At 58.0% G+C, this 16,132-nt stretch carries 19 protein-coding genes; 3 read left to right on the top strand and 16 right to left on the bottom strand.

Translation table 11 applies throughout. From position 1 onward, the window contains the following. The first annotated feature begins 70 nt into the window (after positions 1-70). Complete coding sequence (locus P3C29_RS25940; protein ID WP_010174609.1) at positions 71-1,012, top strand: LysR family transcriptional regulator; 942 nt, start codon at positions 71-73, stop codon at positions 1,010-1,012. Here P3C29_RS25940 and tam read toward each other — a convergent pair. After that, positions 996-1,757 carry a trans-aconitate 2-methyltransferase gene (tam, locus tag P3C29_RS25945; RefSeq protein ID WP_010174608.1) on the bottom strand — a complete coding sequence of 254 codons (762 nt, stop codon included), beginning with the start codon at positions 1,755-1,757 and terminating at the stop codon, positions 996-998. The genes P3C29_RS25940 and tam overlap by 17 nt on opposite strands. A gap of 103 nt (positions 1,758-1,860) precedes the next feature. On the opposite strand from tam, the gene P3C29_RS25950 reads away from it, so the two are divergent. Continuing rightward, positions 1,861-2,769, top strand: a complete 909-nt coding sequence (locus P3C29_RS25950) for a LysR family transcriptional regulator (RefSeq protein WP_178120971.1) — start codon at positions 1,861-1,863, stop codon at positions 2,767-2,769. Positions 2,770-2,859: 90 nt separating this feature from the next. Here P3C29_RS25950 and P3C29_RS25955 read toward each other — a convergent pair whose 3' ends face one another. Next, entirely contained in the window at positions 2,860-3,378 is a 519-nt protein-coding gene (locus P3C29_RS25955; protein ID WP_003210042.1) for a single-stranded DNA-binding protein, read from the bottom strand. Positions 3,379-3,387: 9 nt separating this feature from the next. Next, complete coding sequence (locus P3C29_RS25960; protein WP_010174606.1) at positions 3,388-4,782, bottom strand: MFS transporter; 1,395 nt, start codon at positions 4,780-4,782, stop codon at positions 3,388-3,390. 178 nt (positions 4,783-4,960) lie between these two features. Here P3C29_RS25960 and uvrA point away from each other — a divergent pair, with 178 nt between their 5' ends. Beyond that, the gene (uvrA, locus tag P3C29_RS25965) at positions 4,961-7,795 is read left to right on the top strand and encodes an excinuclease ABC subunit UvrA (protein ID WP_010174605.1); all 2,835 of its coding nucleotides are present in this window, start codon (positions 4,961-4,963) and stop codon (positions 7,793-7,795) included. 68 nt (positions 7,796-7,863) lie between these two features. On the opposite strand, the gene bfr is transcribed toward uvrA, so the two are convergent. From bfr to rplR, 13 genes are all read right to left on the bottom strand, one after another. After that, positions 7,864-8,328, bottom strand: a complete 465-nt coding sequence (gene bfr / locus P3C29_RS25970) for a bacterioferritin (protein ID WP_003210048.1) — start codon at positions 8,326-8,328, stop codon at positions 7,864-7,866. Positions 8,329-8,483: 155 nt separating this feature from the next. Continuing rightward, entirely contained in the window at positions 8,484-9,932 is a 1,449-nt protein-coding gene (locus P3C29_RS25975; RefSeq protein ID WP_201125490.1) for a catalase, read from the bottom strand. A gap of 248 nt (positions 9,933-10,180) precedes the next feature. Beyond that, a complete protein-coding gene (gene rplQ / locus P3C29_RS25980) occupies positions 10,181-10,567 on the bottom strand; it encodes a 50S ribosomal protein L17 (RefSeq protein WP_003210053.1) in 387 nt (128 codons plus the stop codon). A 41-nt stretch (positions 10,568-10,608) separates the two neighbouring features. After that, positions 10,609-11,610, bottom strand: a complete 1,002-nt coding sequence (gene rpoA / locus P3C29_RS25985; protein WP_003176403.1) for a DNA-directed RNA polymerase subunit alpha — start codon at positions 11,608-11,610, stop codon at positions 10,609-10,611. A gap of 22 nt (positions 11,611-11,632) precedes the next feature. Further along, positions 11,633-12,253 (bottom strand): 30S ribosomal protein S4, encoded by a 621-nt coding sequence (rpsD, locus tag P3C29_RS25990; protein WP_003210056.1) that lies wholly within the window; start codon positions 12,251-12,253, stop codon positions 11,633-11,635. An 18-nt stretch (positions 12,254-12,271) separates the two neighbouring features. Beyond that, positions 12,272-12,661, bottom strand: coding sequence for a 30S ribosomal protein S11 (gene rpsK / locus P3C29_RS25995; protein ID WP_002555466.1), 390 nt, complete (start codon positions 12,659-12,661; stop codon positions 12,272-12,274). Positions 12,662-12,691: 30 nt separating this feature from the next. Then, on the bottom strand, positions 12,692-13,048 hold the full coding sequence (gene rpsM, locus P3C29_RS26000; RefSeq protein WP_003210063.1) for a 30S ribosomal protein S13: 357 nt from the start codon (positions 13,046-13,048) through the stop codon (positions 12,692-12,694). Between the two features lie 129 nt (positions 13,049-13,177). Continuing rightward, positions 13,178-13,294, bottom strand: coding sequence for a 50S ribosomal protein L36 (gene rpmJ, locus P3C29_RS26005; RefSeq protein WP_002555468.1), 117 nt, complete (start codon positions 13,292-13,294; stop codon positions 13,178-13,180). Positions 13,295-13,321: 27 nt separating this feature from the next. Then, complete coding sequence (gene secY / locus P3C29_RS26010) at positions 13,322-14,650, bottom strand: preprotein translocase subunit SecY (protein WP_003210064.1); 1,329 nt, start codon at positions 14,648-14,650, stop codon at positions 13,322-13,324. Continuing rightward, positions 14,651-15,088, bottom strand: a complete 438-nt coding sequence (gene rplO, locus P3C29_RS26015) for a 50S ribosomal protein L15 (RefSeq protein WP_003210066.1) — start codon at positions 15,086-15,088, stop codon at positions 14,651-14,653. 3 nt (positions 15,089-15,091) lie between these two features. Beyond that, a complete protein-coding gene (gene rpmD, locus P3C29_RS26020; protein ID WP_003186033.1) occupies positions 15,092-15,268 on the bottom strand; it encodes a 50S ribosomal protein L30 in 177 nt (58 codons plus the stop codon). A gap of 2 nt (positions 15,269-15,270) precedes the next feature. Continuing rightward, complete coding sequence (gene rpsE / locus P3C29_RS26025; RefSeq protein ID WP_003186035.1) at positions 15,271-15,771, bottom strand: 30S ribosomal protein S5; 501 nt, start codon at positions 15,769-15,771, stop codon at positions 15,271-15,273. Between the two features lie 3 nt (positions 15,772-15,774). Beyond that, a complete protein-coding gene (gene rplR, locus P3C29_RS26030; protein WP_003186037.1) occupies positions 15,775-16,125 on the bottom strand; it encodes a 50S ribosomal protein L18 in 351 nt (116 codons plus the stop codon). Between the last annotated feature and the right edge of the window lie 7 nt (positions 16,126-16,132).

A 16,132-nucleotide genomic window follows, 5' to 3' on the forward strand; every position in this document is an offset into this window, starting at 1 on the left:
ATCGATTATCGGGATGCCATCCATCCAAAAAAAGTGATACAACGCGCCATGCTCATCTGGAGGCACGACCATGCGTTTTCATCACCTGGATTTGAATTTGCTGGTGGTCCTCGACACCCTGCTCACCGAACAGAACATCACGCGCGCCGCGCAGCGCCTGAACGTCAGCCAGTCGGCGGCCAGCGGCTTGCTGGCGCGGTTGCGCGATTATTTTGATGATGAGTTGCTGGTGCAGGTGGGGCGCAAGATGTTGCCGACGCCACTCGCCCAAGGCCTGGCCGAGCCGGTGCGTCGGGTGCTGCTGGATATTCAATCGACGATCGTCAACAAACCCGAATTTGACCCGCTGACCTGCAAGCGCCACTTCAAGCTGATCGCCACCGATTTTGTGACCACGGTCATTCTCGGCCCGCTGACCCAACGCCTGCAGCAACGGGCGCCGCACATCACGCTCGATATCCAGCACGCCTCCGATCACTACAACCAGATGCTGACCCAGGGCGAAGTGGACTTTGTGATCATGCCCGATCAGTACCTGTCGGACCTGCATGCCAAGGAGCTGTTGTTCGAGGATGACTACCAGTGCGTGGTCTGGTCGCAGAACAGCCTGGTGGGCGATCACCTCAGCCTGGAGGAGTACCTGAGCCTGGGGCACATTGCGGTCAACTTCGGCAGTGCCCGCGAACCCAGCTTCAGTGAAAAAATCCTTCAGGGGTATGGCCAGGCGCGCCGGGTCGAGTTGACCACCAGCAGCTTCAACACGGTGCCGCATCTGCTGGTGGGCACCCAACGGGTCGCGGTGATCCCGCGAAGCCTGGCGACCCTGTATGGCGATTTTTTGTCATTGCGCGCGCTGGCGCCGCCCTTTGAACTGCCGTTGCTGCGCGAATTCACCTTGTGGAACAAAGTGCTCGACAGTGACCCGGCGCACCGCTGGATGCGCCACTTGCTTCAGGAAGTGGCGGCGGAATACAGCGAGCGGGTGGCGGGGTTGTTCAACGGGTCGCGATGATGAACAGCCGAGGGAACGGCAGCAGGACGGTGCCATCGGCCAGCGCCGGATAGGCCTGGGTGATCCGCGCCAGGTACTCATCGAGGAAGGCGCTCTTTTCTGAGTCAGTCAGGGGCGCCAGGAACGGACGCAATGCCGACCCCTTGAACCACTCCACCACTGCGGCAGAGCCTGCCAGTGGATGGTGGTACGTGGTGCGCCATACATCCACGGTGGAGCAGTGTTTGCTCAGCAGCTCAAAGTAGTAGCTCGCCGTATGACGTTCGTTGTGTTTCACAGCGCCGATCTTTGCGGCCCATGGACCGTCCGCCGCGATTTCCCGCGCCAGCTTGTGGGCCGGCTCATCAAGGTTGTCGGGCGTCTGCACGGCCAGGGTGCCGCCTTCGGTCAGTTGATTGACCAAGTGCGGATACAACGTGGCGTGATCCGGCAACCATTGCAGTGAAGCATTGGCGAGGATGACGTCGAATTTCTGCGCCGGGTTCCAGGCGCCGATGTCAGCCAATTCGAAGTTCAACGTGGGCAGCCGCTTGCGGGCATCGATCAGCATGTCATCGGAACTGTCCATGCCGGTGACCAATGCCTTCGGAAAACGCTCGGCCAGCACCTCGGTGGAGTTGCCCGGGCCACATCCCAGGTCGACGGCAGTGCGCACATCGCCCTCAGGGATGGCCGCCACCAGATCCCGGACGGGACGGGTGCGCTGTTGTTCAAACATCGAGTATTGCTTGGCTGACCAGGTCATTGCGGCATTCCTTCTTCTGTGAGGAGTGACGACAGCCTAAATCTTGTGATCCATGAGAACAAATGCCAGGATTAACCATCTCCCATACCTCAAAAGTATTCCTATGCTGGAACTCAGGCAGCTCAAGGCCTTCGTCGCGATTGCCGAAGAAGGCTACATCACCCGCGCGGCAGAACGACTGGGCATGCAGCAACCGCCCCTGACGCGCCTGTTGCAAAGCCTGGAAGCCGAATTGGGCGTGGTGCTGATGGAGCGCCTGCCACGGGGCGTGCGCCCGACCACGGCGGGTTTGGCCTTGCTGGAGGAAGCTCGACATATTCTGGCCAGCGTCGACGGCGTGGCCGACATTGTGCGCCGCGCCGCCCGGGGTGAACGCGGGCGGCTGGCCATTGGTTTTACCAGCTCCGCCGCCTTGCACCCGTTTGTGCCCAGCGTATTGCGCCTGTTTCGGGAAACCTTTGTCGGCGTTTCCGTGGTCCTGGAAGAAGCCGGTACCGGCGAACTGTTGGACGCGTTGCTGCATGAAAAACTCGATGCGGCGTTCATCCGCTCGCCGCTGAGCGGGACACAAGCGTTGCAGGATGAGCCGATTCTGGTGGAGCCAATGTTGCTGGCGCTGCCCACTGATCATCCGCTGGCGATCGACCCGTCGACCCCGCTGCCGTTGGCGGCATTGGCGACGGAGGCATTTGTACTGTATCGGCGTAGGGTGGGGTTGGGGTTGTATGACGCAATTCTGGTGGCGTGCCGCGAGGCGGGGTTCAGCCCGCAGGTGGTGCAGGAGGCGCCGCGCATGACGGCGACGTTGAGCCTGGTGGCTGCCGGACTTGGGGTTTCGATTGTGCCCGCCTCCATGCAGCGCTTGCGGGGTGACGGGATTGTGTATCGCGAGCTTTCGGAGTGCCGGAGCCTGGTGGCGCCGTTGCACCTGGCGACCCGGGTGGGTGATACGTCGTCGGTACTGGAAAGGTTTCGGGAGTTGGTAGTGAACGCCGCGTCTACCGACGTATAGCAGGTCGGCGGGCACGAAACGAAAAACCCCCGAGGCCAAGGCCGTCGGGGGTTTTCAGGTGTTACGCGACAGTTCGGGTCTCAAGCGACCTTAGAACGGAATATCGTCATCAAAGCTGTCGAAGTCGGCTGCCGGCTGAGGCGCTGCCTGCTGTGGCGCTGGACGCGACTCACGCTGTGGCTGCTGGGTTGGCTGCGGACGCGACTGCTGCTGTGGACGCGGTGCCGAGTTGGACATGCCACCCTGGCCCTGTTGGTCGCCCTGTGGACGGCCGCCCAGCAGCTGCATGGTGCCTTGCATGTCGACCACGATTTCAGTGGTGTAACGCTTGATGCCGTCTTTTTCCCACTCGCGGGTCTGCAGTTTGCCTTCGATATAGACCTGCGAACCTTTGCGCAGGTATTCACCGGCGATCTCAGCAACCTTGCCGAACATCGACACACGGTGCCATTCGGTTTTCTCGACCTTCTGGCCGGTTTGCTTGTCGGTCCACTGCTCGCTGGTCGCCAGACTCAGGTTGGTCACGGCGTTACCGTTCGGCAGGTAGCGAACTTCGGGATCCTGGCCGCATGTACCGACCAATATGACTTTGTTAACCCCACGGGCCATAACGTTCTCCTAGGCTGGGCGCGCTGTCGGCACTGGGTTGACCAGTTGCTCGAGCGTCGCGCGATCCAATAATTCGGTGTCCAATTTGATGTAAATGGCCGCCTCTTCAGCAACCACGACTGCATCTGTTACCCCAACGACGGCCTTCAGGCGCTCTACCAGACCGGCTTCACGAATCGCTTCGGGCGATAACGGCAGACGCAGGCTTGTGACGTATGGGGGTTCGCGCATGGTAACAGCAAAGGCCAGCCAAAGTGCAGCCAGCCCGGCGCATCCAAGGAACACAACCGACAAACCGCCATGCTGGAACATCCAGCCGCCCATGATCCCGCCCAGTGCAGAACCGAGGAACTGGCTGGTGGAATACACGCCCATCGCCGTGCCTTTGCCGCCGGCCGGTGAAACCTTGCTGATCAGCGAAGGCAATGAAGCCTCCAGCAGGTTGAACGCGGTGAAGAACACCACCGTGCCGATCACCAGCGCCCGCAGGCTGTCGCCGAACTGCCAGAAGAATAGCTCAGTGAGCATCAATGTCGCGACGGCGCCCAGCAGAACTCGTTTCATTTTGCGTTTCTTCTCGCCGTAGATGATGAACGGGATCATGGCGAAGAATGAAATCAGCAGCGCAGTCAGGTAGACCCACCAGTGCTGCTCCTTGGGCAGCCCGGCTTTTTGCACCAGGGCCAGGGGCAAGGCGACGAAGCTGCACATCAGCATCGCGTGTAATACGAAGATACCCAAATCCAGGCGGAGCAGGTCCGGGTGCTTGAGCGTGGGCAGCAGCGCCTGTTTCGCCACGCCGGATTCACGGTGCTGCAACGGCCCGGTGGAACGCGGCACCATGAAGGCGACGATCACGATGCCGAACAACGCCATGCCACCGGTGGCCAGGAACAGGCCGTGCAAGCCGAACGCGCGGGTCAGCAGCGGGCCAACCACCATCGCCACGGCGAACGAAAGACCGATGGTCATGCCGATCATGGCCATGGCCTTGGTGCGGTGTTGTTCGCGGGTCAGGTCGGAAAGCAGTGCCATGACGGCGGCGGAAATCGCCCCCGCGCCTTGCAGGACACGCCCGGCGATCACGCCCCAGATCGAGTCGGCATTGGCGGCGAGCACGCTGCCCAGGGCGAAGACGATCAGCCCCAGGTAGATCACCGGCCGGCGGCCGATGCGGTCGGAAATGATCCCGAACGGAATCTGAAACAGCGCCTGGGTCAGGCCATAGGCGCCAATCGCCAGGCCGATCAGGGCCGGGGTCGCTCCTGCGAGATCCATTCCATAGGTCGCCAGCACCGGCAACACCATAAACATGCCAAGCATACGGAAGGCGAACACCAGGGCCAGACCGCTTGCTGCGCGGGTCTCGCTGCCACTCATGCGTTCGCTGTGGGGATCGTGCATGGAAAAACCTCGTGTGAACCGGCGGCGATTCTACCAGTCCCATCGATTGAGAGGGTATATGCGGCGCTTTGCCGCGCAGCTTTCATGTAAGGCTGCACCCGGCACTTTGACAGTGTATATTCATCCAGTCTTTAGCCGTATACTCCTGCATTATTTACGCCCGCCGTGCGAGGCCATCTTGGACAAGATCCTGATTCGTGGGGCTCGAACCCACAACCTGAAGAACATCGACCTGACCCTGCCACGGGACAAACTGATCGTCATCACCGGCTTGTCCGGGTCCGGCAAGTCGTCCCTGGCGTTTGACACGCTGTACGCCGAAGGCCAGCGCCGCTACGTGGAATCCCTGTCGGCCTATGCCCGCCAGTTCCTGTCGATGATGGAAAAGCCCGACGTCGACACCATTGAAGGCCTGTCGCCAGCGATCTCCATCGAACAGAAATCGACGTCCCACAACCCGCGCTCTACCGTGGGCACCATCACCGAGATCTACGACTACCTGCGCCTGCTGTATGCCCGCGTGGGTATTCCCCGCTGCCCGGACCACGACATTCCCCTGGAAGCCCAGACCGTCAGCCAGATGGTCGACCTGGTGCTGGCCCAGCCGGAAGGCGCCAAGCTGATGCTGCTGGCACCGGTGATTCGCGAGCGCAAGGGTGAACACCTTTCCGTCTTTGAAGAGCTGCGTGCCCAAGGTTTCGTGCGGGCCCGGATCAACGGCAAGCTCTACGAGCTGGACGAAGCGCCGAAGCTGGATAAACAGAAGAAGCACTCGATTGATGTGGTGGTCGACCGGTTCAAGGTGCGTGCCGACTTGCAGCAGCGCCTGGCGGAATCGTTCGAGACCGCGTTGAAGCTGGCGGACGGCATCGCCCTGGTGGCGCCGATGGACGACGAACCCGGCGAAGAAATCATCTTCTCCGCGCGCTTCGCCTGCCCGATCTGCGGCCACGCCATCAGCGAGCTGGAACCGAAACTGTTTTCCTTCAACAACCCGGCCGGCGCTTGCCCGACCTGTGATGGCCTGGGGGTTAAGCAATTCTTCGACATCAAGCGCCTGGTCAACGGTGACCTCACGCTGGCGGAAGGCGCGATACGCGGCTGGGACAGGCGTAACGTCTATTACTTCCAGATGCTGGGTTCGCTGGCGTCGCACTACAAGTTCAGCCTCGAAGTGCCCTTCAACGAGCTGACGGCCGAACATCAGAAATTCATCCTGCATGGCAGCGGTTCGCAGAACGTCGACTTCAAGTACCTGAACGACCGTGGCGATATCGTCAAACGCTCCCACCCGTTCGAAGGCATCGTGCCGAACCTGGAGCGCCGTTACCGCGAGACCGAGTCGGCCAGCGTGCGCGAGGAACTGGCCAAGTTCCTGAGCACCCAGCCGTGCCCGGATTGCCGTGGCACCCGCCTGCGCCGTGAAGCGCGGCATGTATGGGTCGGTGAGAAAACCCTGCCGGCGGTGACCAACCTGCCGATTGGCGATGCCTGCGAATACTTCGGCACGCTGAAGTTGACCGGCCGCCGCGGTGAGATTGCCGACAAGATCCTCAAGGAGATCCGCGAACGGCTGCAGTTCCTGGTTAACGTAGGCCTGGACTATCTGTCGCTGGACCGCAGCGCCGACACGCTTTCCGGTGGTGAAGCACAGCGGATTCGCCTGGCCAGCCAGATTGGCGCCGGCCTGGTAGGCGTGCTGTACATTCTTGATGAGCCGTCAATTGGCCTGCATCAACGGGACAACGATCGTCTGCTGGGTACTCTGAAGCACCTGCGGGACATCGGTAACACGGTGATCGTCGTCGAGCACGATGAAGATGCCATTCGTCTTGCGGACTACGTGGTAGATATCGGCCCGGGTGCCGGTGTGCACGGTGGGCATATTGTTGCCGAGGGCACGCCTGCCGAAGTGATGGCGCATCCTGATTCGTTGACCGGTAAATACCTGTCTGGCCGCGTGAAGATCGCCGTGCCGGCCAAACGTACGCCGCGCAACAAGAAGATGGCACTGCACCTCAAGGGCGCGCGTGGCAACAACTTGCGCAATGTTGATCTGGAAATTCCGCTGGGTCTGCTGACCTGTGTGACCGGTGTATCCGGTTCGGGCAAGTCGACACTGATCAACAACACGCTGTTTCCATTGAGCGCCACAGCGCTGAACGGTGCGACCACCCTGGAAGCCGCCGCTCACGACAGCATCAAAGGCCTTGAGCATCTGGACAAGGTGGTCGATATCGACCAAAGCCCGATTGGGCGTACGCCGCGCTCCAACCCGGCGACCTACACCGGGCTGTTCACGCCGATTCGCGAGCTGTTCGCCGGTGTGCCGGAGTCGCGCTCCCGTGGCTACGGGCCTGGGCGGTTCTCGTTCAACGTCAAGGGCGGGCGCTGCGAGGCGTGCCAGGGCGATGGCTTGATCAAGGTGGAGATGCACTTCCTGCCGGACATCTACGTGCCCTGCGACGTGTGCAAGAGCAAGCGCTACAACCGCGAAACCCTGGAGATCAAGTACAAGGGCAAAAGCATCCACGAAACCCTCGAGATGACGATCGAGGAAGCCCGGGTGTTCTTTGATGCGGTACCGGCTCTGGCGCGCAAGCTGCAGACACTGATGGATGTCGGCCTGTCGTACATCAAGCTGGGTCAGTCGGCGACCACGTTGTCGGGTGGCGAGGCGCAGCGGGTCAAGCTGTCTCGCGAGCTGTCCAAGCGTGATACCGGCAAAACCCTGTATATCCTCGATGAGCCGACCACGGGCCTGCACTTTGCCGATATTCAGCAACTGCTGGACGTGCTGCACCGTTTGCGCGACCACGGCAACACGGTGGTGGTGATCGAGCACAACCTGGACGTGATCAAGACCGCCGACTGGCTGGTGGACCTTGGGCCGGAAGGCGGCTCCAAAGGTGGGCAAATCATTGCGGTCGGCACACCGGAGCAAGTGTCTGAGATGAAGCAATCTCACACCGGCTTCTACCTCAAGCCTCTGTTGGCCCGCGACAAGGACTGATTATTCAGGCCCACGAAAAAGCCCCTGTCACCGTGTAAGTGACAGGGGCTTTTTTGTAGCCGGGAGAATCAGAACTGCGATTGCAGGTAGTTCTCCAGGCCAATCAACTTGATCAGGCCCAACTGCTTTTCCAGCCAGTAAGTGTGATCTTCTTCGGTGTCATTCAACTGCACCCGCAGGATTTCCCGCGTGACGTAGTCGTTGTGCTGCTCGCAGAGCTCAATGCCCTTGCAGAGCGCGGCACGGACCTTGTACTCAAGGCGCAAGTCGCTGGCGAGCATCTCAGGCACCGTGGTGCCGGTGTCCAGGTCGTCGGGACGCATACGTGGCGTGCCTTCGAGCATCAGGATACGGCGCATCAGTGCGTCGGCGTGCTGTGCCTCTTCTTCCATTTCATGGTTGATACGCTCGTAGAGCTCAGTAAAGCCCCAGTCTTCGTACATCCGCGAGTGAATGAAATATTGGTCACGAGCAGCCAGTTCGCCCGTCAGCAACGTGTTGAGGTAATCGATTACGTCGGGGTGACCTTGCATCGCCCTACATCTCCCTGCTTGAAAGTCTGTAGTTTGAACCATGATGACCCGGAGGTCACGGGACCAACGGCAGAAAAGTGAAGATTTCCGGTGAAAAGTAGCTGAAATAACGCAAAAACCGCCCAAATGAGGGCGGTTCTGCTTATCGTTTAGAGTTAGTTAAGCGATACACCCAGTGCAGATGCGATCCCTTCTCCATAAGCAGGATCTGCCTTGAAGAAGTACTGCAACTGGCGCTGAACCACGTCGCTGGAAACACCCGCCATGGCGCCGGCGATGTTGTTGATCAGCAGGGCTTTCTGCTCATCGTTCATCAGGCGGAACAGCGCACCCGCGTGGCTGTAGTAGTCGGTGTCTTCGCGGTGATCGTAACGGTCTGCCGCGCCGTTCAGGGCCAACGCCGGCTCGGCATACTGCGGAGCCTGCTTCGGTGCATCGGCGTAGCTGTTTGGCTCGTAGTTGGGAGCCGCGCCGCCATTGCTGCCAAATGCCATCGAACCATCGCGCTGGTAGCTGTTAACCGGGCTGCGTGGCGCGTTCACCGGCAGGTGCTGGTGGTTGGTGCCTACACGGTAGCGGTGGGCATCCGCGTAAGCGAACACACGACCTTGCAGCATACGGTCTGGCGACAAGCCAACACCTGGGACCATGTTGCTTGGACCGAACGCAGCTTGCTCAACTTCAGCAAAGTAGTTCTGCGGGTTGCGGTTCAGTTCCAGTTCACCGACTTCGATCAGCGGGAACTCTTTCTGCGACCAGGTTTTGGTCACGTCGAACGGGTTTTCGTAGTGAGCGTTGGCCTGGGCTTCAGTCATGATCTGGATGCACACGCGCCATTTCGGGAAATCACCGCGTTCGATTGCCCCAAACAGGTCACGTTGGGCGTAATCAGGGTCGGTACCCGCCAGGCGTGCGGCGTCAGCAGGCGCCAGATTTTTGATGCCTTGCTTGGTCTTGTAGTGCCACTTCACCCAGTGACGCTCACCGCGGGCGTTGATCAGGCTGTAGGTGTGGCTGCCAAAGCCGTGCATGTGACGGTAGCCGTCGGGGATGCCACGGTCCGAAAACAGGATAGTGACCTGATGCAGCGCCTCAGGGGAATGCGACCAGAAGTCCCACATCATCTGTGCACTTTTCAGGTTGCTTTGCGGCAGGCGCTTTTGGGTGTGGATGAAGTCCGGGAATTTAAGTGGATCACGGATGAAGAACACCGGGGTGTTGTTGCCCACGATGTCCCAGTTGCCTTCTTCGGTGTAAAACTTCAAGGCGAAACCACGCGGGTCGCGCTCGGTATCAGCCGAGCCGCGCTCGCCACCTACGGTAGAGAAACGCAGGAACGTCGGCGTTTGTTTGCCCACGGCCTCAAACAGCTTGGCACTGGTGTACTGAGTAATGTCTTGGGTGACGGTGAAAGTACCGTAAGCACCCGAACCTTTTGCGTGGACACGACGCTCAGGGATGTTTTCACGGTTGAAGTGGGCGAGCTTCTCGATCAGGTGAAAATCGTCGAGCAGCAATGGACCGCGCGGGCCGGCGGAGCGGGAGTTCTGGTTATCGGCAACGGGAGCACCGCTGGCGGTAGTAAGGGTTTTATTCTGGCTCATGCTCAATCTTCCTCAGGTCAGACTCGAAACTGCCGGCTAATCGGCTTGGAGGGAGTATTGACCAGGAAGGTGACACCTTCAAATTCATTAAATCATGAGCTTCGATAGAATTTAACTAACGAACTATCCAAGCGGATAGCTAAAAGCGACTTAATGAGTCGAATGCGCTGTTGCTGAGGTGCTTCCAGTTTTACAGCGCGCACAAAAAACCGGGCACTGGGCCCGGTTCTTCGTTACAGACTGACGTCTTACTCAGCGGATACAGCTTCACCGCCAACTGGACGATCGATCAGCTCAACGTACGCCATAGGCGCGTTGTCACCAGCGCGGAAACCGCACTTGAGGATGCGCAGGTAGCCACCCTCACGGGTAGCGTAACGCTTGCCCAGGTCGTTGAAGAGCTTACCAACGATAGCTTTCGAACGAGTACGGTCGAAAGCCAGACGGCGGTTAGCCAGGCTGTCTGTCTTGGCCAAAGTAATCAGCGGCTCAGCAACGCGACGCAGTTCTTTAGCTTTCGGCAGTGTAGTTTTGATCAGCTCGTGCTCGAACAGCGACACCGCCATGTTCTGGAACATAGCCTTACGGTGCGAGCTGGTACGGCTCAGGTGACGACCACTTTTACGATGACGCATGGTTCATTCCTTACCAAACTCACGTTCGGTGATTACGACGATCAGGCAGTCGCCTTGTCGTCCTTCTTAAGACTTGCAGGCGGCCAGTTGTCGAGGCGCATGCCGAGGGACAGACCGCGGGAGGCCAGAACGTCCTTGATTTCAGTCAAGGATTTCTTGCCCAGGTTCGGAGTCTTCAACAGTTCTACTTCGGTGCGCTGAATCAGATCGCCGATGTAGTAAATGTTTTCCGCCTTAAGGCAGTTAGCCGAACGTACAGTCAGTTCCAGATCGTCAACCGGGCGAAGCAGGATCGGATCGATCTCGTCTTCCTGCTCGATTACCACTGGTTCGCTGTCACCCTTGAGGTCGACGAACGCAGCCAACTGCTGTTGCAGAATGGTTGCAGCGCGGCGGATAGCCTCTTCAGGATCCAGAGTACCGTTGGTTTCCAGATCAATAACCAGCTTGTCCAGGTTAGTACGCTGTTCGACACGGGCGTTTTCCACCACGTATGCGATACGGCGAACCGGGCTGAACGAAGAGTCAAGCTGCAAGCGACCAATGCTGCGGCTTTCGTCTTCATCGCTCTGACGCGAGTCGGCCGGTTCATAACCACGACCACGAGCTACGGTGAGCTTCATGTTCAAGGCGCCGTTAGACGCCAGGTTAGCGATTACGTGATCGGGATTAACGATCTCGACATCATGATCCAGCTGAATATCGGCAGCGGTAACCACCCCCGAACCCTTCTTCGACAAGGTCAGCGTAACTTCGTCACGGCCGTGCAGCTTGATAGCCAGACCTTTAAGGTTCAACAGGATTTCAATTACGTCTTCCTGTACACCTTCGATGGCGCTGTACTCGTGGAGCACACCGTCAATCTCGGCCTCGACTACTGCACAGCCGGGCATTGAGGACAACAGGATGCGGCGCAGCGCGTTGCCCAGGGTGTGGCCAAAACCACGCTCGAGAGGCTCGAGAGTGATCTTGGCGCGGGTTGGACTGACAACCTGCACATCAATGTGACGGGGTGTCAGGAACTCATTTACCGAAATCTGCATGGATGCACCTATTTTCTAGCCCTTACTTGGAGTAGAGCTCGACAATCAGGCTTTCGTTGATGTCGGCGGACAGATCACTGCGAGCAGGAACGTTCTTGAAAACGCCCGACTTCTTCTCAGTGTCTACTTCTACCCATTCTACGCGGCCACGTTGGGCACACAGATCGAGAGCTTGGACAATGCGAAGTTGATTTTTTGCTTTCTCGCGAATCGCGACCACGTCACCAGCACGAACCTGGTACGACGGGACGTTAACGGTTTGGCCGTTTACGCTGACGGATTTGTGCGATACCAGCTGACGGGATTCGGCACGAGTCGAACCAAAGCCCATACGGTATACAACGTTGTCCAGACGGCATTCGAGCAGTTGCAGCAGGTTTTCACCGGTTGCACCTTTCTTGCCAGCAGCTTCTTTGTAGTAGCCGCTGAACTGACGCTCGAGAACGCCGTAGATACGACGGACCTTCTGCTTTTCACGCAGTTGGGTGCCGTAATCGGACTGGCGACCGCGGCGTTGGCCGTGGATACCAGGTGCTGCTTCAATGTTGCACTTCGATTCGATCGCGCGCACGCCGCTCTTCAGAAAGAGATCGGTGCCTTCACGACGAGCGAGTTTGCATTTTGGACCAATGTAACGAGCCATTCTTTACAATCTCCTGGATTACACGCGGCGCTTCTTCGGCGGACGGCACCCGTTGTGCGGGATTGGCGTCACGTCGGTGATGCTGGCGATCTTATAGCCACAGCCGTTCAATGCACGGACAGCAGACTCACGACCTGGACCTGGACCTTTGACGTTAACGTCGAGGTTTTTCAGGCCATATTCCAGCGCAGCTTGACCAGCACGTTCAGCAGCTACTTGAGCAGCAAACGGGGTGGACTTGCGGGAACCGCGGAAACCCGAACCACCGGAGGTAGCCCAAGAAAGCGCGTTACCTTGACGGTCGGTGATGGTCACGATTGTGTTGTTAAAAGATGCATGGATGTGGGCGATGCCATCAACCACTGTCTTTTTAACTTTTTTACGAGGACGAGCAGCAGGTTTTGCCATGATTAATTTCCTGTCGATTCGCGTGGGCGATTACTTGCGGATCGGCTTACGCGGACCTTTACGGGTACGCGCGTTAGTCTTGGTACGCTGACCGCGTACTGGAAGACCACGACGATGACGCAGACCACGGTAGCAACCGAGGTCCATCAAACGCTTGATTTTCATGTTGATTTCGCGACGCAGGTCACCTTCAGTGGTGAACTTCGCCACTTCGCCACGCAACAGCTCAATCTGCTCGTCGCTCAGATCTTTGATCTTTGCGGCTGGGTTTACCCCAGTATCTGCACAAATTTTCTGCGCAGTAGTGCGACCAACACCATAGATGTAGGTCAGCGAGATAACAGTGTGCTTGTTATCTGGAATGTTAACGCCTGCAATACGGGCCATTCAGTGGGACTCCAATTGACAGCTACCTACGCCCCGGAAGCCAAGAAATAGGGCGCGAGATAATATCGCTGTAATAACAAATAATCAACCCGGCAGCGCACTAGCTGCCGGGCTTCAAGCGGATCACACTCAGCCTTGGCGCTGTTTGTGACGCGGTTCCGCGCTGCAAATTACTCGAACAACACCTTCGCGGCGAATAATCTTGCAGTTACGGCACAGCTTTTTCACCGATGCACGAACTTTCATCACCAACTCCTCGAACCTTATGGGTACTCAGCGCAACATGCCGCTGCCGTAACCCTTCAGGTTGGCTTTCTTCATCAGGGATTCGTACTGGTGCGAAACGAGGTGCGATTGTACTTGGGACATGAAGTCCATCACAACCACGACGACGATCAGCAACGAGGTCCCGCCAAGGTAGAACGGAACGTTTGCTGCAACCACCAGGAACTGGGGCAACAAGCACACGGCCGTCATATATAGAGCACCGAACATGGTCAAGCGAGTCAAAACGCCATCAATGTAGCGCGCCGACTGCTCACCTGGACGAATGCCCGGAATAAAGGCACCGGACTTCTTCAGGTTTTCCGCTACGTCTTTCGGATTGAACATCAACGCCGTATAGAAGAAGCAGAAGAAAATAATCCCTGCACTAAACAGCAGAATATTCAACGGCTGACCAGGAGCGATCGACTGCGAGATGTCCTGCAACCAGCCCATACCTTCAGACTGACCGAACCAGGCACCCAACGAAGCCGGAAACAGCAAAATGCTGCTCGCGAAAATGGCAGGAATAACCCCGGCCATGTTCACTTTCAGCGGCAAGTGGCTGGTCTGCGCGGCAAAGACCTTGCGGCCCTGCTGACGCTTGGCGTAGTGAACAGCAATACGACGCTGGCCACGCTCAATGAACACCACAAAACCGATAATCGCTACTGCCAACAAACCGATGGCAACCAGGGCGAAGATGTTGATATCACCCTGACGTGCAGACTCGAAAGACTGCCCAATCGCTCTCGGAAGACCGGCAACGATACCTGCGAAAATCAACATCGAGATACCGTTACCAACACCACGCTCAGTAATCTGCTCACCCAGCCACATCATGAACATCGCACCAGCCACAAAAGTGGATACCGCGACGAAATGGAAGCCAAAGTCACCAGTGAACGCAACACCCTGCCCGGCCAGGCCAACGGACATGCCGATAGCCTGGACCAGGGCGAGGATGACAGTGCCGTAGCGGGTGTACTGGCTTATCTTGCGACGGCCAGCTTCACCTTCCTTCTTCAACTGCTCCAACTGCGGGCTAACGGCGGTCATCAGCTGCATGATGATCGATGCCGAGATGTACGGCATGATCCCCAATGCAAAGATGCTCATCCGTTCCAGCGCGCCGCCGGAAAACATGTTGAACAAGCTAAGAATGGTCCCCTCATTCTGTCGAAACAGGTCTGCGAGTCGGTCCGGGTTGATACCTGGAACCGGGATGTGTGCGCCTATTCGGTAGACGATAATCGCCAGGAACAGAAAACGCAGACGAGCCCAAAGTTCAGACATACCGCCTTTGCCGAGCGCTGAGAGAGCACCTTGCTTAGCCATTTATTCCTCGAACTTGCCGCCAGCTGCTTCGATAGCCGAACGCGCACCTTTGGTGGCGCCGATTCCCTTGCCGATAGTGACAGCGCGAGTCACTTCACCGGACAGCATGATTTTCACACGCTGTACGTTGACGTTGATCACGTTGGCATCTTTCAGGGTCTGCACGGTAACGATGTCGCCTTCCACTTTGGCCAGCTCGGACAGACGCACTTCTGCGCGGTCCATGGCTTTCAGGGAAACGAAACCGAACTTCGGCAGGCGACGATGCAGCGGCTGTTGACCGCCTTCAAAGCCTGGAGCGATGGTGCCACCGGAGCGGGAGGACTGACCTTTGTGGCCACGGCCACCGGTCTTGCCCAAACCACTACCGATACCACGGCCCGGACGATGCTTTTCGCGACGGGAACCCGGCGCTGGACTCAGATCATTGAGTTTCATCGATTAACCCTCGACACGCAGCATGTAGTAAGCCTTGTTGATCATCCCGCGATTCTCGGGAGTATCAAGTACTTCTACAGTGTGACCGATGCGACGCAGACCCAAACCCTTAACGCACAATTTGTGGTTAGGGATGCGGCCGGTCATGCTTTTGATCAGCGTTACTTTAACGGTAGCCATGATCAGAAGATCTCCTTGACGCTTTTGCCACGCTTGGCGGCAATGGATTCAGGAGACTGCATTGCTTTCAAACCCTTGAAAGTGGCGTGAACCACGTTTACCGGGTTAGTCGAGCCGTAGCATTTGGCCAGAACGTTCTGAACGCCAGCAACTTCGAGGACAGCACGCATAGCGCCGCCAGCGATGATACCGGTACCTTCAGAAGCAGGCTGCATGTACACCTTCGAAGCGCCATGAGCGGACTTCATTGCGTACTGCAGAGTGGTGCCGTTCAGATCAACTTGGATCATGTTGCGACGAGCAGCTTCCATTGCCTTCTGGATCGCAGCAGGCACTTCACGTGACTTGCCACGGCCGAAGCCAACGCGCCCTTTACCATCACCCACCACGGTCAACGCGGTGAAAGTGAAGATACGGCCGCCTTTAACGGTTTTGGCTACGCGGTTAACTTGAACCAGCTTCTCAATGTAGCCTTCGTCGCGCTTTTGGTCGTTATTTGACATAACTTAGAACTCCAGCCCAGCTTCACGAGCAGCATCAGCCAGCGCTTTCACGCGACCGTGGTACTTGAAGCCAGAGCGGTCGAAAGCCACTTGCGAGACGCCAGCGGCCTTAGCACGCGTAGCGACCAGCTGGCCAACCTTAGTGGCCGCGTCGATGTTGCCAGTGGCACCATCACGCAGTTCTTTATCCAAAGTCGAGGCGCTTGCCAGGACTTTGTTGCCGTCGGCCGAGATGACCTGGGCGTAGATGTGCTGCGACGAGCGGAACACGCAGAGACGCACGACTTCGAGTTCGTGCATTTTCAGGCGTGCTTTGCGAGCGCGACGCAGTCGAGTAACTTTTTTGTCGGTCATTTGCTAT

The organism is Pseudomonas sp. 1912-s (genome assembly GCF_029269205.1).
Lineage (GTDB): Bacteria > Pseudomonadota > Gammaproteobacteria > Pseudomonadales > Pseudomonadaceae > Aquipseudomonas.

What these genes read in the sequence shown, in the direction of transcription:
- P3C29_RS25940 (WP_010174609.1), top strand. Translation starts at nt 71, where the DNA reads ATGCGTTTTCATCACCTGGATTTGAATTTGCTGGTGGTCCTCGACACC.
- tam (WP_010174608.1), bottom strand. Translation starts at nt 1,757, where the DNA reads ATGACCTGGTCAGCCAAGCAATACTCGATGTTTGAACAACAGCGCACC.
- P3C29_RS25950 (WP_178120971.1), top strand. Translation starts at nt 1,861, where the DNA reads ATGCTGGAACTCAGGCAGCTCAAGGCCTTCGTCGCGATTGCCGAAGAA.
- P3C29_RS25955 (WP_003210042.1), bottom strand. Translation starts at nt 3,378, where the DNA reads ATGGCCCGTGGGGTTAACAAAGTCATATTGGTCGGTACATGCGGCCAG.
- P3C29_RS25960 (WP_010174606.1), bottom strand. Translation starts at nt 4,782, where the DNA reads ATGCACGATCCCCACAGCGAACGCATGAGTGGCAGCGAGACCCGCGCA.
- bfr (WP_003210048.1), bottom strand. Translation starts at nt 8,328, where the DNA reads ATGCAAGGTCACCCCGACGTAATCGATTACCTCAACACGTTGCTGACG.
- P3C29_RS25975 (WP_201125490.1), bottom strand. Translation starts at nt 9,932, where the DNA reads ATGAGCCAGAATAAAACCCTTACTACCGCCAGCGGTGCTCCCGTTGCC.
- rplQ (WP_003210053.1), bottom strand. Translation starts at nt 10,567, where the DNA reads ATGCGTCATCGTAAAAGTGGTCGTCACCTGAGCCGTACCAGCTCGCAC.
- rpoA (WP_003176403.1), bottom strand. Translation starts at nt 11,610, where the DNA reads ATGCAGATTTCGGTAAATGAGTTCCTGACACCCCGTCACATTGATGTG.
- rpsD (WP_003210056.1), bottom strand. Translation starts at nt 12,253, where the DNA reads ATGGCTCGTTACATTGGTCCAAAATGCAAACTCGCTCGTCGTGAAGGC.
- rpsK (WP_002555466.1), bottom strand. Translation starts at nt 12,661, where the DNA reads ATGGCAAAACCTGCTGCTCGTCCTCGTAAAAAAGTTAAAAAGACAGTG.
- rpsM (WP_003210063.1), bottom strand. Translation starts at nt 13,048, where the DNA reads ATGGCCCGTATTGCAGGCGTTAACATTCCAGATAACAAGCACACTGTT.
- rpmJ (WP_002555468.1), bottom strand. Translation starts at nt 13,294, where the DNA reads ATGAAAGTTCGTGCATCGGTGAAAAAGCTGTGCCGTAACTGCAAGATT.
- secY (WP_003210064.1), bottom strand. Translation starts at nt 14,650, where the DNA reads ATGGCTAAGCAAGGTGCTCTCTCAGCGCTCGGCAAAGGCGGTATGTCT.
- rplO (WP_003210066.1), bottom strand. Translation starts at nt 15,088, where the DNA reads ATGAAACTCAATGATCTGAGTCCAGCGCCGGGTTCCCGTCGCGAAAAG.
- rpmD (WP_003186033.1), bottom strand. Translation starts at nt 15,268, where the DNA reads ATGGCTACCGTTAAAGTAACGCTGATCAAAAGCATGACCGGCCGCATC.
- rpsE (WP_003186035.1), bottom strand. Translation starts at nt 15,771, where the DNA reads ATGTCAAATAACGACCAAAAGCGCGACGAAGGCTACATTGAGAAGCTG.
- rplR (WP_003186037.1), bottom strand. Translation starts at nt 16,125, where the DNA reads ATGACCGACAAAAAAGTTACTCGACTGCGTCGCGCTCGCAAAGCACGC.